This window comes from Bradyrhizobium elkanii WSM2783, assembly GCF_000472865.1.
GTDB lineage: Bacteria > Pseudomonadota > Alphaproteobacteria > Rhizobiales > Xanthobacteraceae > Bradyrhizobium > Bradyrhizobium elkanii_A.
In genome coordinates this window covers 133624-155924 of record NZ_AXAP01000004.1, presented here as the reverse complement: position 1 = coordinate 155924, position 22301 = coordinate 133624, and the positions used below count along the sequence as shown (strand labels likewise).

Sequence of the window (22301 nt, the reverse complement as noted above, 5' to 3'; positions counted from 1 at the left end):
GGTTCATTTAGCCGATTGGTCCCCCATCGGCAACGGTCTTGAGAGCGATTGTCTGGCGAGATGCAGGCTGTAAACTGCCGGTAGAACCGCGCGAAAAGCGCCATCTGCTTGGGGAGATCGTCATGCGTCCGCTCGAATTTGGCTGGTATTTGCCGACGCATGGCGACACCACCGCCTATGGGCTGATGGAAGCCCAGGTGGCGGGCTCGCCGGAACTCTGCGAGCGGGTCGTGCAGGCCGCCGAAGCGGCGGGCTTTGAATATTTGCTGATCCCGGTTGGCTCGGTGTGCTGGGAGGCCTGGATCACGGGCGCCTTCATGGCGGCGCGGTCGTCGAAGATCAAGCCGCTGATCGCGGCGCGTCCCGGCTACATCAATCCGGTGCTGCTTGCCAAGATGATCTCGACCTTCGACCAGATGTCGGGCGGGCGCATCTGTATCAACCTGATCGCGGGCCAGAACGAGAGCGAGGTCGGAGCCGAGGGTATCAGTTACGCCAAGGAAGAGCGCTACGCGCTGATGGACGAGGAGGTCTCGATCCTGAAGGCGCTGTGGACCACGCGCGGGCCGGTGCATTTCAATGGCAGGTTCCACTCGCTGTCGGGCGCGCATATCCGGCCGCGGCCGCTGCAGCAGCCGTTTCCGAAATTCTATCTCGGCGGCGGCTCGCGGCAGGCGTGGGAATTATCGGCGAAACACTCCGATGTGCATCTGTTCTGGGGCGACCTGCCGGAGCGCATCGCGCAGAACATCGCCGAAATCAGGGCGCTGGCGCGCAGCCACGGCCGCGAGCAGGAGATTGGTTTCGGTATGCGGCTGCAGGTGATCTGCCGCGAGAACGAAGCGGACGCGTGGGAGGCGGCCGACCGCCTGGTGCGTCATGCCACCGAACGTCAGAAACAGGAGATGAAGACGCTCTACAACAATTCAGCGGCCAATCAACGGGTGCAGCAGCTTGCGCGCGAGCATGGCGACCTCCTGTTGCCGCATCTGTGGACCGGCATCACCAAGGTCCGGCCCGGCGCCGGCATTGCGGTGGTCGGCAATCCCGTCCAATGCGCCGACATGCTGCAGCAATTCATTGATGCCGGCTGCCATTCCTTCTGCCTGTCCGGCTATCTGCATGACGAAGAGGCCGAGCGTTTCGGGCGGCTGATCCGCCCGATCCTTGCCCAGCACAATCGCGGCCGCTTGGCTGCGTAAGGGATCAAGCGGGTACGATCGTCTTGCCGATCGGCCACAGCGCGATGCCGGCAAGCTTGAGGTGCGCCCAGGCGAAGGGCAAGCCGATGATGGTGACCGCCCAGATGATCGCCGTGACGAGGTGACCGAGCGCAAGCCACCAGCCCGCGAGCACGAACCAGATCAGGTTGCCGATCAGCCCGAGCGGGCCGGTCCCGACGTCGCTCACGCCGGTGATTTCGTCGCGGCGCGCGGCCCGCGAACCGAACGGCAACAGGGTATAGACAGCGATATTGAAGGCCGCGCGCGCCCAGGGCAGGCCGATGATCGTGATCGCCATGATGATCGCGGCGACAAGCCAGCCAAACGCCATCCACGCGCCGCCGATCAGGATCCAGAGCACATTGAGGAGGATGGAAAGAGGGGACATGGGTTCACTCGCCATTGCCCTATGGCCAGATTGCCTCGTGGTCGGGCTCGCACCCCATATTTGTACGCCATCGCCGTCGCGCAAGATAGCCGCCCGATCGACTCTAGGCCAAAACCCGCGTCGCCATCTGGTCCATGTCGAGCAATCGCCTGATCTCCGATGCCGGCTTCGGCGCGCTGAACAGGAAGCCTTGCATCTGCGTGCAGCCCAGCTCGCGCAATAGTTTTCGCTGCTGCTCGGTTTCGACGCCTTCGACCGCGGTGGTCATGTTGCGCGACGCAGCGATATTCACCACCGCCTGCACGATGGTTGAGGAACCGTCGACCTCGATGTCGCTGACGAAGCATCGGTCGATCTTGATCTTGTCGAACGGAAACCGCTTCAGATAGCTTAAGGAGGAATAGCCGGTGCCGAAATCGTCGAGCGCGATGCGCACGCCGATGGCGCGGAGCTGATGCAGGATCGCGAGCGCGGCTTCATCGTCCCTGATCAGCACCGCCTCCGTGATCTCGATCTCCAGCCGACCGGGCGCGAGGCCGGAGGCGGTGAGCGCGCCCGTGATCCGCAACGCCAGTGTTTCGCATTTGAGCTGGACCGGCGAGACGTTGACGGCGAGCCGAATGTGGGATGGCCAGGCGGCCGCTTCCGTGCAGGCCGTGCGTAGCACCCAGTCGCCGAGCTCGTTGATCAGTCCGGTGTCTTCGGCCACCGGAATGAACTCGGCAGGAGAGATCATGCCGCGCTCCGGATGACGCCAGCGCAACAGGGCCTCGCAGCCCGCGACCTGATTGGTCCTCAAGTCCAAGAGCGGCTGGTAGTGGATTTCGAAACCGCCTTCCACCATGGCTTGCCGCAGGTCCTGCTCCATGGCGAGGCGGGCCTGGGCGCTTTCATCCATTGCCGGCTCGAAGAAGCGATGGGTCCGGCGCCCGCCGGCTTTGGCGGCATACATCGCCAGATCCGCGTGCTTGATGAGCTGGTCGAGTTCCGTGCCGTCCTGCGGCGCCAGCGCGATGCCAATGCTGGCGTCGGTGGAAAGATGATGCCCGAGGCAGTCGCAAGGTTGCCGGATCGCGCCATGGATCCGCGTCACGAATTCCGCGACATCACCGGTTGCATCAACTGCGGTCTGGATCACCGCGAATTCGTCGCCGCCAAGCCGGGCGATCAGGTCGCCGGGTTTGAGGCAGGCCTTGATCCGTGCGGCCAGCGTCTTCAGCAACTCGTCGCCGACATGATGGCCGAGCGAGTCGTTGATGGCCTTGAACTCGTCGATATCGATGTAAAGCAATGCGAACCGTTCTCCGCGCATTGCCCTTTCGAGCTCGCGTGCGATCTGCGCACGGAACAGCACGCGGTTCGGCAGATCGGTCAGCGCATCGTAATGCGCAAGATAGGTGATCCTTTCGTTCGCGAGCTTGCGTTCGGTCACGTCCTCGACGACGTTGATGATATAGCGCGTCGCGCCGGCCTGATCGCGGATGCCGATGCGTTTCGAGGTGATGTAGCGTTCGCCCTTGGCCTGGGTCTTCCAGAGGTGTTCGTCCCTGTAGAAGCCGTCGGTGGATCCCAGCAACCTTTCGTCGTCCGAGGTGATTATTCGCGCGGAGGCGGCCGGAAAGACATCGAATGCGGTCCTGCCGAAGATCAGCTCGCGCGAAATGCCGAACTGCTCCTCGGCAACCCGGTTGACCAGGAGATAGCGCCGGTCCTGCGCATCCTTGACGGTGATCTGCGAGGGGATGTGGTCGATGATCTCGCGCAGGAACGCGAAGTTCCGGTCGCGCTCCTGCTCGAGCCTGCAGCGCTCGGTGATGTCCTCGACGGTGGTGATCCACCCGCCGTGCTTGAGAGGCGTGCTGATGGCCGAAAACCAGCGGCCGTCCGCGCAACCGATCAGTCGGCGATCAACCTGGCCTTGGGCGATATTGTCCATGACCGAGGTGCAGAATGCGTCGACATCGCCGTCGAACAATCCCTTCACCTGGCGGTGGAGCATCAGGTCGCGGAAATGGCATCCCGGCTTCGCGACGTCGGTCGAGAGCTGGAACATGTCGAGATAGCGCCGGTTGAAGGCGACGATGCGCCCAGTGGCGTCATACTGCACCAGCCCTTGGATCATGTTGTTAAGCGCCGTATCGAGCCGCTGCCGCTCCGCCTTCAGCCGTTGCCGCGCCTGGCGGTTTTGCTTGTTGATCTCGCGGATGATCAGGAACAGCACCCCTGCAACCACCAGCGCGGCGAGCGTAGCGGCGACGACCAGGAATTTGGTCTGGGCACGCCAGTCGGCGAGCGCCGCGTCGATGGAATTGGTTGCGATCACGACCGCGGGGAAATGGCCGAGCCGCGCCGCCGAGCCCAGCCGCTTCATTCCATCGACCGGGCTTTCGACGCGCAGGGTATGCTGGCCTCCCTTCGCCAGCACCTCTCGCATCAGCGGGGCGGAAGCGAAATTCCGTCCGATCATCTCATCGATGCGCGGATGACGAGCGAGCAAGGTCCCGTCGGCGTGAAACAGGGCGATGGTGGCGCTCTCGCCTGGAGCGACGGAAGCAAAGAACTTCTCATAGTTCGCGGGATCGATGCGCCGCGTCATGATCCCGAGAAAGATTTCGTTGTGCCCGGTCAAGCGGTGGGCGATCACGGTATTGAGTTTGCCGTTGCGATAGCTGCGGACCGCTTCGGCGAGAACGGTTTCCGTGGTCGGATTGGACTTGAAGCTCTTGAAGTAGGCCCGCTCGGATATGTCGAGCTTCGGCACCGGCAGCGGTCCGGACCAGATGATGATGTGCCCGTCGGTGTCGAACAGCGAGACGTCGCCGAGATAGGACAGGCCCTTCGATCTCAGCACATGGTGCACTTCGACGGTCGACATCCGTTCTTTGAACGCTTCGGGCGAGGCAAGCTCCGGAATCCGCAATTGTGAGATCAGGTCGGAAGCGATCGTCGCGGAGTCTTCGAACTGCTGGTCGAAGTGGCGCGTCAGCATCAGCACGGTGTTTTCCAGTTCGCGCTCGCTGTTGTGCAGGGCGCGCTCACGGAATTGGCCGACCATCAGGATGGTGCCGGCAAAGATCGCGGTCACCAGCAATCCGCCGCAGAGCGTCAACCACAGCACCGGGCCGCGGATCGTCGCGGCGAAGTGGCGGCGGAATACCTTCGCGCGAAGGATGATCCTATGGATGTGCTTTGAAGGATTGCGCATTCCCGAATTCCCGGGAGGCAGGGATACAACGCAAAATTGTCACAAGCGGTTAGGAAATCCGGTTACTCAACGCTTAATTGGGATCTCGCAGTATTTCCTCGCAATGGTTGTAGGGGCGCCACTCCTCAGCGCCGATACCTGCTTGTCCGGGTGTAAGCGGGACGCGCCTCCTCCATCGCCCGGCTCGCCAGGTGGGCCCGCGCTTCGCTCGTCAGCGGCATCGACGGCTTGAGGTCGTCCAGGAAGATCGGTCTCGAGAAATAGTAACCCTGGGCGTAGCGGATCTTGGTCGCGGCCTGCAGGTAGGCCAGTTCCTCGTAGGATTCGATGCCTTCCGCGATCACGGTCATGCCGAGCGCCTCGCTCAAGGACTCGATCGCCCGCAGGATGCCCTGGCTGCGCGGGCGCTTATGGATGTCGGTGATGAATGAGCGGTCGATCTTGATCTCGTCGGCGGTGATGTCGGCGAGCGCCGACAGCGACGAATAGCCGATGCCGAAATCATCGATCGAGATCCCGACGCCGATCCGGCGCAGTATCGGCAGGATCTCCTCCTGGAAATGCGACTTGGTGACGAAGGCGTCTTCCGTCACCTCGATCATGAAGCGCTTCGGGTATCCCGTCTCCTCGAGCGCGCGGGCGAACGGGCGCATGAATTCGGGATTGGCGGCCTGCTTGGCCGCGACGTTGATGCTGATGGAAGCGTCGGGACCAAAGGTGTTGTTGATCAGGTCGATCGATCTCACGATCTCCGCCAGCACCAGATGGGTCAGTTCGTCGATCAGCCCGAGCTCGACGGCGAGGTTGACGAAAGTGCCGGGCGCCTGGATCACGCCCTCATTGTCGCGCAGCCGCACCAGCGCCTCGATGCCCCTGACCTCCTGCGTCCTGAGATCGACCTTGGCCTGGAAGGCGCAACAGAAGCGCTTCTCCAGGATCGCGAGCCGCAGCGACTGCTCGATCTTCATCCGCGCCATGGCCTCGACTTCCATGCTGGCGTCGAAGAAGGCCGCGGCACCCTTGCCGCCGTGCTTGACCCGATACATCGCGATGTCGGCGTTCTGGCGCAGCTCGTCGTAGCTTCGGCCATGCTCGGGATAAAGGCTCACGCCGATCGAGGTGGAGGCAAAGATCTCCGACTGGTCGATGAAGAACGGCGCCTTCAACCGCTGCAGCATGAATTCGATGTAGTCGGCGACCTCCTGCTCGGTCTGGATCGGATTGAGCAGCAGCAGGAATTCGTCGCCGGAGATGCGCGACAGAATGTCGGTTTCGCGCAAGGACAGGCTGAGCCGCCGGGTCATCTCGACCAGCAGCGCGTCGCCGATGGCGTGGCCGTAATAGTCGTTGATGTGCTTGAAATTGTCGATGTCGAGGAAGGCGAGCGCGAAATGGCCATCTGCATCGTCACGGCGCAACAGGCTGTTGACGCGGTGCTCGATCACGCGGCGCGTCGGCAGGCCGGTCAGTTCGTCATAATAGGCGGAGCGGAATAGCTGATCCTCGAACGCCTTCTGCTCGGTGATGTCTGCGGAGGTCGACAGCAGGAGACTGCGGTCGGCGATCCGCACCGGCCGATGCGCGGTGAGGAACACCTGCCTGGTGGCGCCGGAAGCAACCGCTTCCTCCAGCACGGCGGAGCGGCCGTTGCGTAGCAATTCGAGACAGGTCTCGCGGCGTTCGTCGAGTTGCGAGGCCATTGCATCGCTTGCCAATTGGAAGCGCGCTGCGGCGGCATCGTTAACGACCAGGAAGTCGCCGTGCTCGTCCTGGACCGTGACGCCCGCAGGCAACAACCTGACGACATCGCGCAGAATCCGCAATTCGGAATGGAGTTCGCTCTCATTCGTGGCCGCCGCCGTGGCCATCTGAAAGTCGTGCTTTGTGGGACTGTGCATGCGCGCGAACTTGGCAAAGTCCCTTGTAGTTTTGGTTAAGTGGAACTGAGAAAAACCGCGACATCTGTGTCGATAGGAGATTTCAACAGACGCCGCCTCAATCGTCATTAACAGAGCGTCAACCCGATCATCGAGTGCTTGCGGCTGTGTTTCGTTTCACCTTCGCTTCGGCGCGGAGCGCGAAAAAGCGCGCTCAAGCCGTGGGAATCCGGCACTGCATGGTGCAGTGAATACCGGTCTTGAGATAGCTGACGTCGGTCTTGCCGTCGAATGGCCTGAGCGCCGATTTCAAAAGCCTGGTGCCGAAGCCCGGCTCGCCGATCTTCTCTACGGCCGGGCCCTCGGTCTCGTCCCAGGTGATGGTGAGGCGATCGTCGGATACCGACCATGATACCTGCAGGAAGCCGCGCGCGGAGGAAAACGCGCCATACTTGCCGGCGTTGGTGGCGAGTTCATGAAAGATCAAGGCCAGGCTCACCGCCAGCTTCGCCGGCAGGAACAGGCGATCGCCGTTCAGGCTGAACCGGACGTGGCCGTAGGGACCAAGTTCGGAGATCAGGAGGTCCTGGATATCGCATCCGTTGCCGTCAACCTTCGCGATCAGGTCGTCGGTCGCCGACAGCGCGCGGATGCGATGATCGATGCGGCTCCAGATCTGCGGCTGGTCCTGCAGCGCCTGGTGCAGCACGGCGTGAATGGTGGAGGACTTGTTCTTCAGCCGGTGCTGCAATTCGTCGAACACGAGCTTGCGGTAGTCCTGCTCGCCGATCAGGCGTTTGGCGATCCGCTGCTGCTCGGCGACGATCGAGCGGTAGTGCTCGACGCCCCAGATCGTCAGGCCGCAGACCACCCAGAACATCAAAAGCAACGCGATCCGCGTCGGATCGGTGACCGTGCTGCCGAAATTGAGGGCGAGGCCGAGCAGGCCGCCTGCAAGCGCGGTCAGGATTCCGATGCGCAAGCCGCCGAACGCGCCGGCGAAGAACACCGCCGGAAAGTATGGCGTAAAGAATACGTCGGGGCGGAGCTGGGACAGGCCCCACCGGACCGCCGTCGCCAGCGCCAGACAGGTGATCGCAAAGCCGATGCCGAGCGCGAGCGATGGCGGGGCGTCCCCGCGCCAGCCGCACCTGAACTCGTCGATCAATCTCTTCATGGCTTTGTCACTTCAGGTGATCAGCGAATCCAAAATAAGGCCGAACCGACGGGTAAGCTGCGATTTGTGGCCGGCAGAGGGCCGCAGGCCACAGCTGGCGGCGTTGTGCACCGAACAGTCCGCTTGCCTTGTTCCGCCTGTGGCAGGAATATCCCAGTTCATGGAATTCGATCGACAACTTAAGAGGGTATTGACATGGGACGCTTGGACGGCAAGGTCGCGGTGATCACGGGCGCCACGAGCGGCATCGGCCTGCGCACGGCGGAGGTTTTCGTCGCCGAGGGTGCGAAGGTTGTCATCGCCGGGCGGCGCGTCGCCGAAGGCGAAGCCTTGGCCAAGGCGCTTGGCGCCAACTGCATCTTCCGCCAGACCGACGTCACCGTGGAAGAGCAGATGAAGGCGCTGATCGCGCTGACGCTGGAAAAATTCGGTAAGGTCGACTGCCTCTTCAACAATGCCGGCGGCCCGGCGCAGACCGGCGGCATCGAGGGATTGGAGGTCGACCGTTTCGATGCCGCGATGGCAACCTTGGTGCGCAGCGTCATGCTCGGCATGAAGCATGTCGCGCCGCACATGAAGAAGCAGGGCTCCGGCAGCATCATCAACAATGGCAGCATCGCGGGACGGCTTGCCGGCTTTTCGTCCTCGGTGGTCTATGGCGCGGCAAAGGCCGCGGTGATCCATCTGACCAAATGCGTGGCGATGGAGCTCGGCGAGTCCGGCATCCGCGTCAACTCGATCTCGCCCGGCGCGATCGCGACCGGCATCTTCGGCAAGGCGTTGGGATTGTCGACTGACGCCGCGGAGAAGACGCCGGCCGTGATGCGCGAGGTCTACAAGACCGCCCAGCCGATCCCGCGCGCCGGCCTGCCCGATGACATCGCGCACGCCGCCGTGTTCCTCGCCAGCGACGAATCCTCCTTCATCAACGGCCACGACCTCGTCATCGACGGCGCCATCACCGGCGGCCGCAACTGGACCCAGCAGCAGCAGGGCTACGTCGCGCTCCGCAAGGCGTTTGATCAGGGCGGGGGATAGATCTAGCGCCGGTGTCGTCCCCGCGAAGGCGGGGACCCATAACCACAGATGTTGTTGTGGCGCGACTAAGCGGTTGCAGAGGCGTAGGGTGGGCAAAGGCGCACTTGCGCCGTGCCCACCATCCAGCGCCGTGCTCGGGATGGTGGGCACGCTTCGCTTTGCCCACCCTACGGCGTCGTCGTGACTTATGATTCAAATTTCAAACAGCGTGAGGATGTGAGGTCGCGTTCTCGCGACGCGTTGCGCCCGAGGTTTGCTTCACTTTCCACCCTCTCAATCAGCAGAGGGCGCAGGGAAAGCCGGGTGCTGGTTGCACCCATGGGTCCCGTGCAACAAAAAGCACGGGGGTAGGACCACAGGTTCAACCGAAGCATTCCGGCTCTCCCTGCGCGATGGTGTTACGGTTTCCTTCGTGCTCTCCCCGGTGACCGGGCTCTTTTGCCACCGTCACTTCATAGAAGCTTAGCGCCAGCGTCGGGGCGCCAGGACCACACGACTTCGCCGTCCGTGATGCGTGTGCTCGTCAGTCACATCCATCACGTCCACCGCATCTCACCGCAACGTTCGTGACGATCGCGACCCGCCCCTCTCTTGGGTGAGACGCGCGGAGTTAAATCACTGATTTGCCCGACGGGTTAAGCGATTTATTTTTCGCGAGAGGGATGGACACATTTCCACTGATTTGCCCGTCGGGTTGATTTGTCGCACCCATTGTGTCCACATTGTCGTTGCGAGCGCAGCGAAGCAATCCACAGCAACCACCTGCGGAAGCATGGATTGCTTCGCTGCGCTCGCAATGACGGGCAGCTCATGCCGAAGTATTGCCCTTCACGAGCGCGGCGATCACGGAGTCGATCGACACCGCGCCTTTGCGGGCATTGGCGCCTTTATCCGCAAAGTCGATCCAACCCTCGTTGAAGCCGTCGATCATCTGCATTCTCGGCAGCGGATTGCGCATGCCCTGCTCGCGAAAGATCGTTTCCCATTGTTCGCGCGGCACTGCCTCGGCCCGAACCGGCTTGCCGAGCGCCTTTGAGAACGCCGCAGCGATGGCCGCGGGGCTGACGCGCTCGGCGGCCTCGAGTTCGACGATGCGGGTGTCGCTCCACTGCTGCTGCAAGAGATCGGCGATGGTGTTGCCGATGTCAGCGGTGGCGATCATCGGCACCGCGCGATCGAGCGGTTGCAGATAGCTTGTGATGACGCCGCGATCCCGGGCTGAGGCGAGATCGAATGCCGCGTTCTCCATGAACCAGGCGGCGCGAAGGAAAGCCACCGGCATGGCGATCGTCGAGAGCGCGCGCTCGAGCAGGCCGAGTTGGCTGAGCAGGTTCGGCCGCTCGGCATCGGCGCCGATCGTCGAGAGCGCCACCACGCGTTTGGGCGCGCCGCGTGTCAGCGCCGCGCGCAACGTAGCGATCATCGCTTTAGCTTCGCGCCAATCAGGCGAGGGATCGAACAGCGGCGGCAGCATCACAAACGCGGCTTCCGCGCCCTCGAAGGCGCGGCCCAGCGCATTGGCATCGCCGAGATCGGCGATCGCGATCTCGCATCCCTGTGCGGCCCAGCTCTCGCCCTTGGCGCGATCCCGCACGATGACGCGCGGCCGCTTGCCCTCCGCGAGCAGCGCGCGGGCTGTGGCGCCGCCGACCTTTCCCGTGACTCCCATGAGCGTGTACATGTCTCTCTCCTTTGGCCTGATATGATCGCCCCCGATTGTGCGACCCGTAGCCCGGGTGAAGCGAAGCGCAACCCGGGATGGTTGTTATGCGGCGGCACGGTTACCCGGGTAACGCGGAGCCTGTCATCGGGCGCGCGTTCGCGCGACCCGTTGGCTTCACCCGGGCTGCGGGTAGAAATCGGCTACCAGGGCAGGCTGTCGCCGTGCCGGCTCATGAACTTCAGGCCGGGTTTGCCGGCGCGGGCCTCAACCGCGGTCACGACAGCCGGGATGCTCTCCTCGATCGAGAGTATTGCTTGGCTGCCACCCATTTCGGTCCGCACCCATCCCGGCGCGATCAAGAGCATCGCTCGCGGGTCACCGGGATGCCGCTGGCTGAAGCATTTCATCAGCATGTTGAGCGCGGCCTTGCTTGCGCTGTAGAGCTCCCAGAAACCACGATTGGCGGCGATGCTGCCGAGCTCGGATGACATCACCGCAATGATGCCACGCGGCGGCACCTGGTCCTCGAAGGTTTCGACCACGCGCATCGGCGACAGTGCGTTGGTCACCATCATCGCGACGAAGTCGTTGACATCAGCATCGATCGGCGTGTTCTCACGCGCGAGGCAAATGCCGGCATTGACCAGCAAGGTGTCGATGATGCGATTCCCGAGGCGCTGCTTCAGCGCCTTGACGGAGGCCGGCTCGGTGGTGTCGACAGTCTCGATCTCGAGGCTTACAGGAAAGCGCGCGGCAAGATCATCCAGCGCTTTCGACGGGGCGCGCACGGTGGCGGTCACCTGGTAGTCGCGGCCGCAATATTCCTCGGCGAGCGCAAGACCAAGCCCGCGCGAGGCGCCGATGATGAGAGCGGTTTTCCTGGTTGCCATTGAGAGCGATCCTTTCCGAGATCGTTTGATCTGCTGGATGGACTCTCTCACTCAGGTACTGATGATCCCAGTGCGGATATGTCATGTGACTGGTGATCGATGGTCATCAATTACTCCGCACGCGAACGGGCTGCGCCCTGTGCCGCCTTGAGCGCGAAGTCGATGAAGGCGCGGACTTTCGCCGGTGGGTGGTGTCGCGAGGGATGCAGCGCGTAGAGCGGGAAGGTCTCGCCCGGCCAGTCCGGAAACAATTCGATCAGCCGGCCCGAGTCCAAGAGCGGCTGCACGCCGATGGCCAGCAGTTGTGCGATCCCTGTGCCGGCGATGCATTCGTTGATCATGGTGCCGATGTCGGTCAGCACTAACGCACTCGAGGTCTTCACCGGCAGAACTTTCTTGCCCGCATGAAATTCCCATTCGAAAAGCTGTCCGGACAGCGGGTCGATGAACTGGATGCAGGGATGATGCTGCAGTTCGCCAGGATGCTTGGGACGGCCGTGCTTCCTGAGGTAGCCGGGCGAGGCGACGGTCAGCACGCGCGTCTCCAGCAATTTGCGCGCGATCAGCGGGCCGGCGGGAGGTTCGCCGAAGCGCATCGCAACGTCGATGCCATCGGCGACGAGATCGCCGACATGCTCGCGCGTGATCAATTCCAGCTTCAGCTCCGGATGCTGGCGCAAGAAGCCGCCGATATGGCCAGAGAGGATCATGCGCGAGAAATAGGGATCGATGTCGACGCGCAGCCGGCCGCGGACCACGCCTGATGATCCCGACGCGGTGCTCGCGGCGTCCTCGATCCCGGCCAGCAGCGGCGCCACTTGTTCATAGAAGCGGCGGCCTTCGTCGGTCAGCGCCACCGAGCGCGTGGTGCGGTCGAACAGCCGCACGCCGACGCGCGCTTCGAGTCGCGCAACCGCCCGGCTGACGCCGGAGGCGGTGATGCCGAGCGTATCGGCGGCGCGGGCAAAGCTTTTGGTCTGCACCACCGCCGCCAGCACGCTGATTCCCGCCAACAGGCGGCCGTCGAAGGGCATTGCTTCACCATGACTGTGTGTCAGTAATGATGGAACGGGAGTGTCGTTGGATCAATAGCGCAGGCGGTTGCGCTCCCTCTCCCGCTTGCGGGAGAGGGTCGGGGTGAGGGTGTCTCCGCGATTGACATTCTTTGGGTGGAGAAAGCCCTCGCCCGCTCCGTCTTTGGCGCAGCGACCTCTCCCGCGAGCGGGAGAGGTGGACCGAACCCTCACGCTTTGCGTTTGGCGGCTTCCTGCAGATCAGGCGCGTTGACGGTGGGGATCGCGACACGGCCGGGGCCGGTATGCGCGAGCGCGGCGGCGGCCTTGTCGTTCTCCATGATCTTGGCCATCACGGCCTGGCCGGCGCGTTCGAAGATCGCGCGGTTCTCGATCACGAATTTCTGCGACTTGCGCAAGGGCTCGATAAAGCCGTTGATCTCGGGGATCACATAGCGCGCCACCATGTCCCAGCTTCGCCTTGTGTTTTCCGGATTGGCCCAGTCATGGGCGAAGCCGACGATGGTGCCGACGCCGCCGGAGACCTGCACCAGGTTCTTGATCATCTTCACCAGATCGTCAGGCGTGCCGATGGTGGAGGCCGCACCCTCGACGAAAGCAGTCTTGTCGACGGCCTCGTCCGGTGAGGAGAATGCGGTCAGCCCGGGCCGCATCAAAGTGCCGACATTATATTCGTTGTGCCAGCGCATCAGCCCGGCGCCGGCCTCGCGCCGCGCCTGCTCGCGGGTCTCGGCGATGTGCCAGGACAGCAGCACCCGCCAGTTCGACCGGCTCACGGTGGTGCCGGCCTTCTTGGCGGCGTCCTCGGCGAATTGCCATTGCTGCGGCAGCGCCATCAGGCCCTGGGTCGACATCGAGCCGAGCGAGATGATGCCGATGCCGTATTTGCCGGCGAGCGTCATGCCGGAGGGTGAGATCTGCGAGGCCACCACGAACGGCATGTCTTCCTGCAGGGGCAGGATCTGCAGCGCGGCATCGTTCATCACGAACCAGTCGCTCTTTGCGGTGACGCGCTCGCCGTTGAACAGGCGGCGGATGATTGCGATCGCCTCGTCCTGCCGGTCGCGCTGAGTCATCGGGTCGATGCCGAGCGTGTGCGCGTCGGAAGCGAGCGCGCCGGGGCCGGAGCCGAAAATGGCGCGGCCGCCGGTCATGTAGTCGAGCTGCACCATGCGCTGGGCGACGTTGAACGGATGGTGATAGGGCAGCGAGATCACGCCGGTGCCGAGCTTGATCCGCTTGGTGCGCTCGCCGGCGGCGGCCAGAAACATCTCCGGCGAAGCGATCATCTCCCAGCCCGAGGAGTGATGCTCGCCGCACCAGAACTCGTCATAGCCGAGCTCGTCGAGCTGCTGGACGAAATCGAGGTCGCGGCGGAATTGCAGCAGCGGATGCTCGCCGATCGGATGATGCGGGGCGAGGAAGGCTCCGAATTTCAGGCGCGCCATTGGGTGTTTTCTCCAGGATTGTTGTTGTCGTTAGTTGCGCCAACCCTACGGGCAGGGCAGGTGCGACGCAATGCTCCAAGCCCGCCGGGCCTGCATGGTTGTTGCGCGGGCGGCGCAGCTTGCCGCCGCCCGCGAATTTTAGGCACGCGATCGTAGGGTGGGCAAAGGAGCGCAGCGACGTGCCCACCATCAAGCATTCCGCCCGCAATGGTGGGCACGCTTCGCTTTGCCCACCCTACGATTCCTGCTGCGACGCTTACCTCGGAGGTAATCGCCGGAATGTGCCGAATCTGTAGCCTGCGGGCACAACAGATTTTGAACGGGACGCCCCGCCATGCACCAGATCGTCACCTATGTCAGTGAGCCTATGTCAGTGGATTCTTCGCGGCGCTGGTGGGTGTTGGCGACCGTGGTCGCCGCGCAATTCATGTTCGGCGTCGATGCCTTCATCGTCAATGTCGCGATCCCGACCATCGCGGCGGAGCTGCATGCGAGCGCGGCCGAGATCGAAGCCGTGATTGCGATCTACCTGATCGCCTATGCGACGCTGGTGGTCACCGGCGGCCGGCTCGGCGACATCTACGGCACCAGGAACGTGTTCGTCGCCGGCGTTGCGGGTTTCAGCCTGGCGTCACTGTGGTGCGGGCTTGCGCAATCCGGACCTGAATTGATCATCGCGCGATTGGCGCAGGGCGCGACCGCGGCGCTGATGGTGCCGCAGGTGCTGGCGACGCTGCATCTGCTGTTTGCGGATTCCGCGCGCGCCCGTGCCTTCGGCATCTACGGCATCGTGCTGGGCCTCTCCGGCGCCGCCGGCTTCCTGCTCGGCGGCGTGCTGGTGACGCTCGATCTCGCCGGGCTTGGCTGGCGCGCGGTGTTCTTCGTCAACGTGCCCTTCGGCATCGTCATCATTGCCGCGGCCCTCAGGATTATGCCGACGGTGCCGCATCGCGCCGGCACGAGGCTCGACATTCCCGGCGCGGTCGTGCTGTTTGCGGGATTGCTGTGCCTGATCGGACCGCTGTTGTTCGGGCATGACGTGCACTGGTCGCCCTGGGTGTGGCTGGTGATGGCGGGCGGCGCTGTGATCATCGCCGCGTTCGTCCGGCTCGAACGCGTGATCGCGCGCGGCGGCGGCATGCCGCTGATCGATCTGGCGCTGCTGACTGACGCAGCCTTCATGCGCGGACTGGTTGCCGTGTTCTTTTTCTTCTTCGCCAATCTCTCATTCTATCTGATCATGACCATGTTCATGCAGAACGCGCTGCATATTCCGCCGCTTCAGGCCGGATTGGTCTTCATGCCGGCTGCGCTCACCTTCGTGGTCGCCTCGCGCCATAGCGGCGCACGGGCCAGGCATCGCGGCACGCTGGTGCTGATCGAGGGCTGCGCGCTGCAGATTGTGGGCCTTGCCGCGATTGCCGTGACAGCGGCATTGGTTGAGGCGCCTTCCGCGCCGTCGCTTGCGCTGGTGCTGATGATCTTCGGCTACGGGCAAGGATTGGTGATGGCGCCGCTCTCGAGTGCAGTGCTCTCGACGGTGAAACCCGCGAGCGCGGGCGCGGGTTCCGGCATCTACGGCACTACGGCGCAGATCGGCAATGCGTCCGGTGTGGCCGCAATTGGCGCCGTGTTCTTCGCGATCGAAGTCGCAGGGTCAGCGCGGCTGGCGCTGCATGCGGCATGCGCATTGTTTGGGCTGTCGATCATCATTTGCGCCGCATTCCTGTCATGGATGCGGCGTGCAACATGATCACAAATTAATCTTGCGATCACGAATTTACCGGCCGCCTCACGATTTCGCGGGAAAGGACAGTATACGGACTTTTTATTTTGCGCTGCAGCAACTATGTGATTTGGCCGAGGCTGGACGAAATCACCTCAGGAGTTGCTGTTGTCACTTGCCAAGAACATCGAGTTCCTAAGCCATCTGCCCCGGCTGAGCGGATTCAATGGGCTTGCCGCCGTCTACGGGCGAAGCCTTGCACCTGCGGTCGACAGTCCGCTGGTCGAGACCGCCGATTTCGGATCGAATCCCGGCGCGCTGAAGATGTATTCGTTCGTGCCGGAAGAGTTGCCGCGCGGTGCCGCGCTGGTGGTCGTGCTGCACGGCTGCGGCCAGACCGCGGCCGGTTACGATCTCGGTGCGGGCTGGTCGACGCTTGCGCGTCACTATGGCTTTGCGCTGCTGCTTCCGGAGCAACAGGTCGCGAACAACGCCAACACCTGCTTCAACTGGTTCAATCCGGCGGACATCAAGCGCGGCAAGGGCGAGGCTGGCTCGATCCGTCAGATGATCGCGCGCATGGTGGTCGATCACAAGCTCGATCCGCGCCGCATCTACATCACCGGACTCTCCGCCGGCGGCGCCATGACCTCGGTGATGCTCGCGGCCTATCCGGACGTGTTCGCGGCCGGCGCGATCGTTGCCGGCCTGCCATTCGGCATCGCCACCAATCTGCGCGAAGCCCTCAATGGCATGATGCAGGCGTCGTCGCGTACCGCCACTGAATTGGGCGATCTGGTGCGCGGCGCGTGGAAGCATAACGGTCCGTGGCCGAAGGTTTCGGTCTGGCATGGCAGTGCCGATCGCACCGTCAATCCCGGCAATGCGGACGCGATCGTCAGGCAATGGCTCGACGTGCACGGCCTGCCGGAGGCGCCGATGGCGGCGACGTTGGTCGACGGCTATCCGCGTGATGTGTGGTGGGATTCGAACGGCGAGACCGTCGTCGAGTCCTACACCATCACCGGCATGGCCCACGGCACGCCGCTTGGTGTCGCCGCCAATGACGAACGTTACGGCGAAGCCGGCGCCTTCCTGATCGAGGCCGGGATTTCGTCGTCCTACCACATCGCGAATTTCTTCGGCCTCACCGAACGGACCCGCCGATCCGCGCCGGCTCCGAGAGAAGCGGTCAAGCTTGTGACGCAGCCGGTCGCAAAGGAAGCGGCAAAGCAGCCGATGCCCTTGCCGCGCGCCACTCCCTCGCGTCAGACTGTGCCGTCACGGAATCTCCGTGGCCGTGCCCGCGAGATCAGCGACGTGATCACCCGGGCGCTGACGGCCGCCGGTTTGATGAAATAGTTCTGACGCCGCGAGGACAAGCTGCGCCGCCGCTCAAAGCTCGCCGGTGATGAACGGGTTGGTCATCCGCTCCTGGCCGATGCTGGAGCCGGCGCCGTGGCCGCAGATGAAGCCGACATCGTCACCGAGCGGCAGCAGCTTCTCCTTGATCGACCTGATCAGCGTCTCGTGGCTGCCGCCGGGCAGATCGGTGCGGCCGACCGAGCCGTTGAACAAGACATCGCCGAGATGGGCGAAGCGCAATTCGCGGTTGAAGAACACGACGCTGCCCGGCGAATGGCCGGGGCAATGCAGGATCTCGAAGGTGAGTTCGCCGATCGTGACCTGCTCTCCCTCCTCGAGCCAGCGGTCCGGCGCGAAGTCGCGAACGCCGCTTATGCCGAACCGCGCGCCGCTCGCAACGACATTGTCGAGCAGATATTTGTCCGCGATATGCGGGCCCTCGATCGGCACCTTCAGCGCATCGCGCAGTTCGGCGGCGCCGCCGACATGGTCGATATGGCCATGGGTGATCCAGATCTTCTCGACGCTGACGCCGGTCTGTTTGATCGCCTCCTGGATCTTCGGGACGTCCCCGCCAGGATCGATCACGACCGCCTTCTTGCTCGGCTCGTGCCAGAGGATGGTGCAGTTCTGCTCGAACAGCGTCACCGGCACGATGATGGCGCCGGCCTTCGGTTTTGTTTCGGTTTTGTCATCCATGGCGGCACCTTATTCTTCCCTTGGACCCCGTCAACAAGGGTCCGGAACATCCTGCGCCCATTGGCCGGTCTGTGATAGGATTGCACAGTTCTTGAACATGTAGTGTGAAAGAGGAATGGCATCCACCGTGACGGAACATCCCGTGAGCCAGGTTTCGCGGTCGCCGCTCGGAGGCCCGCGCACCACGGCCCGCGCCTTCTTTGTGGCCGAGCGCCTGAACACGTCGGGGCTCGAGCGCAGCGATGTACTGGCGACGACGCCATTGGCGTTCCGCGTCAATGACAACGGCGTCGCGATCCTGTTCCGTTACGGTGTCGTGGTCCTGATCGGCCTGAATGCGCTGGAGGAGGAGGAGTTCCTGCGCGGGCTGCAGTCGCGCCTGGTCGCGCCGTTTGCGCGGCGCGAGGAGGAGAGCGCCACCATCGAGCTCGCCTCCGAGAAGGACGATCAAATTCCGCCGGGCGGTCCGATCTGTCTGCAGAGCCTGTCGCCGGAGCGGCTGATCCTGGTCGGCGAGGCGCTGGCGAAGAGCGTCGTGCTGGCGCGCCATGAGCGCGAGGTCGCCGCGGTATTCGACACGACCGAGCCGTTCGCGCGCGAGCTCGCCAAGAGCGGACAGATCCATCGCAGCCGCAGCGCGATCCTGAAGCACATCGGCAATGCCTTGTCGGTCCGTCATCGCGTCTCGGGGCCGGTCGAAGTGTCCGAGAAGCCCGATATCCTCTGGGACAAGCCGCAGCTCGAGCGGCTCTATGCCCGGCTCGAGGACGAATACGAACTGAAGGAGCGCACCGAATCGCTCAACCGCAAGCTCGCGGTCATCGCCGAGACCGCGCAGGTCCTGACCGACATCATCGATACCCGCCGCTCGCTGCGGCTCGAGCTGATCATCGTCTTGCTGATCCTGTTCGAGGTGTTGATCACCATCTACCAGCTCGCGACCGGCCGCCACGTGTGATGTTCCTCTCCCCGCAAGCGGGGTGAGGTGAAGCGGAGCTCGCGGCTCGCTTCGATGCGAATCATTAATACGTTATGCATCGAAATTTTCACGCAAACGCGCCACGCGTTAGCGCCTTGCCACGTTCAAGCCTGAATTGAAGGGTGACGTGACGATATGAGTGATTTGGGCGATATTGAAAAAGATTGGTGGCGGCGCGGCGTCTTCTATCAGGTGTATCCGCGCTCGTTTCAGGATTCCAACGGCGACGGCGTCGGCGATCTTAAGGGAATTTTGCGGCGATTGCCGTACTTGAGAGAACTTGGCGTCGATGCGTTCTGGCTGTCGCCGATCTATCCGTCGCCAATGGTCGATTTCGGCTACGACATTTCCGACTACACCGGCATCGATCCGCAGTTCGGCGCGATGGAGGATTTCGACGCGCTGGTCGCTGCAGCCCACGACGCGGGGCTGAAGCTGATCCTCGATCTGGTGCCGAACCATACCTCGGACCAGCATCCCTGGTTCATCGAATCGCGAAGCTCGCGGGATAACCCCAAGCGCAACTGGTACATCTGGCGCGATCCGAAGCCGGGCGGCGGACCGCCGAACAATTGGCTGTCGGAATTCGGCGGCAGCGCCTGGGAATATGACAGCGAGAGCGGGCAATATTATTACCACGCCTTCCTGGCCCAGCAGCCGGACCTGAACTGGCGCAATCCGGAGGTCCGCCAGGCAATCTATGACGTGATGCGGTTCTGGCTCGGCAAGGGCGTCGACGGCTTTCGCGTCGACGTCATCTGGCATCTGATCAAGGACGCCAAGTTTCGCGACAACCCGCCCAATCCGCATTATCACGAGGGCCGGCCGCCGCATGAGAAGTTTCTGACGCAATATTCCACCGACCAGGCGGAGGTGCACGAGGTGATCGCCGAGATGCGGCGCGTCACCGACGAATTCGAGGCCCGCGTGCTGATCGGCGAGATCTATCTGCCGCTGCATCGCCTCGTCGCCTATTACGGCAATGATCTCACCGGCGCGCAGATGCCGTTCAACTTCGCGCTGCTGTCGACCTTGTGGAGCGCGCGCTCGATCGAGCGGATCATCGAGGATTATGAGAAGGCGCTGCCACAGGGCGCATGGCCGAACTGGGTGCTCGGCAATCACGACCGGCCGCGGGTCGCGAGCCGGGTCGGGCCTGAGCAGGCGCGCGTCGCCGCCATGCTGCTGCTGACGCTGCGCGGCACGCCGACGCTCTATTACGGCGACGAGATCGGCATGCGCCAGGTTCCGATCGCGCCCAATGAAGTGCGCGATCCCTTCGAAAGGAACGTGCCGGGTATCGGCGTCGGCCGCGACGGCTGCCGCACGCCGATGCAATGGGACGCCGAGCCCAATGCCGGCTTCTCGACGGCAAAGCCCTGGCTGCCGCTCGCCCATGATGCGCTGCGCGAAAACGTCGCCAGTCTCGGCGCCGACAGGACGTCGATCCTCAACCTGTACAAGGCGCTGATCGCGCTTCGTCGGCAATGGCCACAGCTCGTGACCGGCAGCTATGAACGGGTCGCCGCGCAAGGCGACATCCTGCTCTATCGCCGGCGTGGCGAGGACGGCGCGCTGATCGTGGCGCTGAACCTGGGGGCCGAGCCGGCCGCGGTCACCTCGAGCGCGATCGCTTTCGGCAGCGAAATCCTGCTGTCGACCTTCCTCGACCGCGAGGGAGAGACGATCGAAAGCGTGCTCGAGCTGCGCGGCAATGAAGGCGTCATCATCGCCCCACCGGGGCACCGAGATCGCGATGCGGCCGACCTCCACCAGCCAGAGCTGGAGCAGGGCGAATCGGCCGACATCGATGATCAGGCCGGGTGACCGCCTTTGTCGGCCTGATCGATATCGCTGCGTTTCAACAGATAATCGAGCCCGCCGACCCTGTACCAGCGGTAGCCATAGGCCTCGAGCAATAGCCGGTGCTGACCGCGGCCATTGGCGCGGCTGTGGTCTTCCGTGAGAAGGTTGATCAGGAGCTTGCCGGTGTCACCGGGAAGCCCGGCCCGAAAGGCCACCTCGCACGGTCTGTCATCGAGGTTATGGACGAACAGCACCGAATTGTTGCGCCAGTCGTAGCGGATCGCGAATACGGCTGGATCATGCGTGTCGATGATGCTGAAGTCGCCCCAGCCGACCTCCGGCACTTCCTTGCGCATGCGGATGATGCGCTCGGTCCAGTTCAGCATTGAATTGGGATCGCGGCGCTGCTTGGCGACGTTGACGTGCTCATAACCGTAAGGGCCGGTATCGATGACGGGCGCCGTCGGCCTGTCGCCCTTCGTGAATCCGGCATGCGGCTCCGTCGACCATTGCATCGGCGTGCGCGCACAGCCGCGCTCGGGCAGATCGAGATTGTCACCCATCGCGATCTCGTCACCGTAACGGATGACCGGCGTGCCCGGCAGCGTGCACATCAGGCTGTAGGCCAGTTCGAGCCGGCGCCGGTCGCCGCCCAGCATCGGCGCGAGGCGGCGGCGGATGCCGCGATCGTAGAGCTGCATCTCCTTGTCGGGACCGAACGCCTTGAACACGATCTTGCGCTGCGCGTCGGTCAGGCGGCCGAGATCGAGTTCGTCATGGTTGCGCAGGAACAGGCCCCACTGCGCCGTCGCCGGTCGCGGCTTTGTCGCCTCGAGCGCTTTTGCGAGCGGACGCGAGTCGGCGGAGGCGAGTGCATAGAACAGATGCTGGTTGACCTGGAAATTGAACATCATGTGCATGCGGTCGCCATCCCTGCCGAAATACTCCATGTCGGTTTTCGGCAGCACATTGGCTTCGGCCAGAATGATGGCGTCGCCCTCGCGCCATTGCAGGAATTCGCGAAAGGCGCGCAGCATGTCGTATTGCTCGACCGGCTTCTTGACGTTTGGTCCCTTGGTCGCAATCACGAAGGGCACCGCATCCATGCGGAAGCCGGAGACGCCAAGCTGAATCCAGAACCCCATGATCTTGAGGATCTCCGCCTGCACATGCGGATTCGATGTGTTGAGGTCCGGCTGAAAATCGTAGAAGCGATGGAAGTACCAGGCGCCGGATTCCTTGTCCCTGCTCCAGGTCGACTTCTGCACGCCGGGAAACACCATGCCAGTGCCGGCATTGGCCGGCTTCTTGTCGGACCAGACATACCAGTCGCGATACTGGGATTCTTTGTTCTTGCGCGCCTCGCGAAACCAGGGATGCTGGTCGGACGTGTGATTCACGACAAGGTCGATGATGACACGGATGCCGCGCTGCTTGCAGCCGTGGGTGAATTCGACGAAGTCTCCGAGCGTGCCATAGCGCGGATCGACGCCGTAATAGTCCGATATGTCGTAGCCGCCGTCGCGGCCTGGCGAGGGCTGGAACGGCATTAGCCAGATCGCGGTGACGCCGAGCCCGTGGAGATAATCCAGCCGGCGCAACAGCCCCTTGAAATCGCCGACACCATCGCCATTGGCATCCATATAGGTGTCGACGGAAAGACAGTAGATAACGCCGTTCTTGTACCAGAGGTCGTCGATCACAGGGCTTCCCTCACAGGTCCGCCCGGGTGATTCAGCGGCCGTCTATTAAGCGGAGAGAGCAGCTTGGGTTCCCGCCATAG

Annotated in this window: 16 protein-coding genes; 6 read left to right on the top strand and 10 right to left on the bottom strand. The window is 63.3% G+C overall.

Annotated elements, in window-relative coordinates; translation table 11 throughout:
* The first annotated feature begins 122 nt into the window (after positions 1 to 122).
* Positions 123 to 1202, top strand: a complete 1080-nt coding sequence (locus YY7_RS0106120) for an LLM class flavin-dependent oxidoreductase (protein WP_028162455.1) — start codon at positions 123 to 125, stop codon at positions 1200 to 1202.
* Positions 1203 to 1206: 4 nt separating this feature from the next.
* Here YY7_RS0106120 and YY7_RS0106115 read toward each other — a convergent pair whose 3' ends face one another.
* The 4 genes from YY7_RS0106115 to YY7_RS0106100 form a co-directional block, all read right to left on the bottom strand.
* The gene (locus tag YY7_RS0106115; RefSeq protein ID WP_028162454.1) at positions 1207 to 1611 is read right to left on the bottom strand and encodes a YccF domain-containing protein; all 405 of its coding nucleotides are present in this window, start codon (positions 1609 to 1611) and stop codon (positions 1207 to 1209) included.
* A 103-nt stretch (positions 1612 to 1714) separates the two neighbouring features.
* Complete coding sequence (locus YY7_RS50875; RefSeq protein WP_080663599.1) at positions 1715 to 4816, bottom strand: bifunctional diguanylate cyclase/phosphodiesterase; 3102 nt, start codon at positions 4814 to 4816, stop codon at positions 1715 to 1717.
* Between the two features lie 125 nt (positions 4817 to 4941).
* Positions 4942 to 6684, bottom strand: a complete 1743-nt coding sequence (locus tag YY7_RS0106105) for a putative bifunctional diguanylate cyclase/phosphodiesterase (RefSeq protein ID WP_028162453.1) — start codon at positions 6682 to 6684, stop codon at positions 4942 to 4944.
* Positions 6685 to 6907: 223 nt separating this feature from the next.
* Positions 6908 to 7870 (bottom strand): sensor histidine kinase, encoded by a 963-nt coding sequence (locus YY7_RS0106100; RefSeq protein WP_028162452.1) that lies wholly within the window; start codon positions 7868 to 7870, stop codon positions 6908 to 6910.
* 195 nt (positions 7871 to 8065) lie between these two features.
* On the opposite strand from YY7_RS0106100, the gene YY7_RS0106095 reads away from it, so the two are divergent.
* Entirely contained in the window at positions 8066 to 8908 is an 843-nt protein-coding gene (locus tag YY7_RS0106095; RefSeq protein ID WP_028162451.1) for an SDR family NAD(P)-dependent oxidoreductase, read from the top strand.
* 808 nt (positions 8909 to 9716) lie between these two features.
* Here the strand turns inward: YY7_RS0106095 and YY7_RS0106090 are convergent.
* The 4 genes from YY7_RS0106090 to YY7_RS0106075 form a co-directional block, all read right to left on the bottom strand.
* Complete coding sequence (locus YY7_RS0106090) at positions 9717 to 10589, bottom strand: NmrA family NAD(P)-binding protein (protein WP_028162450.1); 873 nt, start codon at positions 10587 to 10589, stop codon at positions 9717 to 9719.
* 182 nt (positions 10590 to 10771) lie between these two features.
* Entirely contained in the window at positions 10772 to 11461 is a 690-nt protein-coding gene (locus tag YY7_RS0106085; protein WP_028162449.1) for an SDR family NAD(P)-dependent oxidoreductase, read from the bottom strand.
* A gap of 110 nt (positions 11462 to 11571) precedes the next feature.
* Positions 11572 to 12495, bottom strand: coding sequence for a LysR family transcriptional regulator (locus YY7_RS0106080; RefSeq protein WP_028162448.1), 924 nt, complete (start codon positions 12493 to 12495; stop codon positions 11572 to 11574).
* A 209-nt stretch (positions 12496 to 12704) separates the two neighbouring features.
* Entirely contained in the window at positions 12705 to 13943 is a 1239-nt protein-coding gene (locus YY7_RS0106075) for an LLM class flavin-dependent oxidoreductase (protein WP_028162447.1), read from the bottom strand.
* A gap of 334 nt (positions 13944 to 14277) precedes the next feature.
* Between YY7_RS0106075 and YY7_RS0106070 the strand changes: the two genes are divergently transcribed.
* Positions 14278 to 15696 (top strand): MFS transporter, encoded by a 1419-nt coding sequence (locus tag YY7_RS0106070; RefSeq protein ID WP_028162446.1) that lies wholly within the window; start codon positions 14278 to 14280, stop codon positions 15694 to 15696.
* Positions 15697 to 15837: 141 nt separating this feature from the next.
* Positions 15838 to 17031, top strand: a complete 1194-nt coding sequence (locus YY7_RS0106065) for an extracellular catalytic domain type 1 short-chain-length polyhydroxyalkanoate depolymerase (RefSeq protein WP_028162445.1) — start codon at positions 15838 to 15840, stop codon at positions 17029 to 17031.
* Positions 17032 to 17064: 33 nt separating this feature from the next.
* On the opposite strand, the gene YY7_RS0106060 is transcribed toward YY7_RS0106065, so the two are convergent.
* Positions 17065 to 17733, bottom strand: a complete 669-nt coding sequence (locus tag YY7_RS0106060) for an MBL fold metallo-hydrolase (protein ID WP_028162444.1) — start codon at positions 17731 to 17733, stop codon at positions 17065 to 17067.
* Positions 17734 to 17848: 115 nt separating this feature from the next.
* Here YY7_RS0106060 and YY7_RS0106055 point away from each other — a divergent pair, with 115 nt between their 5' ends.
* Positions 17849 to 18691 (top strand): RMD1 family protein, encoded by an 843-nt coding sequence (locus YY7_RS0106055; protein WP_051396559.1) that lies wholly within the window; start codon positions 17849 to 17851, stop codon positions 18689 to 18691.
* Positions 18692 to 18847: 156 nt separating this feature from the next.
* On the top strand, positions 18848 to 20539 hold the full coding sequence (locus tag YY7_RS50870) for an alpha-amylase family glycosyl hydrolase (RefSeq protein ID WP_080663598.1): 1692 nt from the start codon (positions 18848 to 18850) through the stop codon (positions 20537 to 20539).
* Here the strand turns inward: YY7_RS50870 and YY7_RS0106045 are convergent.
* Positions 20527 to 22221 carry an alpha-amylase family protein gene (locus tag YY7_RS0106045; RefSeq protein WP_028162442.1) on the bottom strand — a complete coding sequence of 565 codons (1695 nt, stop codon included), beginning with the start codon at positions 22219 to 22221 and terminating at the stop codon, positions 20527 to 20529. The two genes, YY7_RS50870 and YY7_RS0106045, sit on opposite strands and share 13 nt — an antisense overlap.
* Between the last annotated feature and the right edge of the window lie 80 nt (positions 22222 to 22301).

Coding starts and splice junctions, on each gene's coding strand:
- YY7_RS0106120 (WP_028162455.1), top strand. CDS start 123: ATGCGTCCGCTCGAATTTGGCTGGTATTTGCCGACGCATGGCGACACC.
- YY7_RS0106115 (WP_028162454.1), bottom strand. CDS start 1,611: ATGTCCCCTCTTTCCATCCTCCTCAATGTGCTCTGGATCCTGATCGGC.
- YY7_RS50875 (WP_080663599.1), bottom strand. CDS start 4,816: ATGCGCAATCCTTCAAAGCACATCCATAGGATCATCCTTCGCGCGAAG.
- YY7_RS0106105 (WP_028162453.1), bottom strand. CDS start 6,684: ATGGCCACGGCGGCGGCCACGAATGAGAGCGAACTCCATTCCGAATTG.
- YY7_RS0106100 (WP_028162452.1), bottom strand. CDS start 7,870: ATGAAGAGATTGATCGACGAGTTCAGGTGCGGCTGGCGCGGGGACGCC.
- YY7_RS0106095 (WP_028162451.1), top strand. CDS start 8,066: ATGGGACGCTTGGACGGCAAGGTCGCGGTGATCACGGGCGCCACGAGC.
- YY7_RS0106090 (WP_028162450.1), bottom strand. CDS start 10,589: ATGTACACGCTCATGGGAGTCACGGGAAAGGTCGGCGGCGCCACAGCC.
- YY7_RS0106085 (WP_028162449.1), bottom strand. CDS start 11,461: ATGGCAACCAGGAAAACCGCTCTCATCATCGGCGCCTCGCGCGGGCTT.
- YY7_RS0106080 (WP_028162448.1), bottom strand. CDS start 12,495: ATGCCCTTCGACGGCCGCCTGTTGGCGGGAATCAGCGTGCTGGCGGCG.
- YY7_RS0106075 (WP_028162447.1), bottom strand. CDS start 13,943: ATGGCGCGCCTGAAATTCGGAGCCTTCCTCGCCCCGCATCATCCGATC.
- YY7_RS0106070 (WP_028162446.1), top strand. CDS start 14,278: ATGCACCAGATCGTCACCTATGTCAGTGAGCCTATGTCAGTGGATTCT.
- YY7_RS0106060 (WP_028162444.1), bottom strand. CDS start 17,733: ATGGATGACAAAACCGAAACAAAACCGAAGGCCGGCGCCATCATCGTG.
- YY7_RS0106055 (WP_051396559.1), top strand. CDS start 17,849: ATGGCATCCACCGTGACGGAACATCCCGTGAGCCAGGTTTCGCGGTCG.
- YY7_RS50870 (WP_080663598.1), top strand. CDS start 18,848: ATGAGTGATTTGGGCGATATTGAAAAAGATTGGTGGCGGCGCGGCGTC.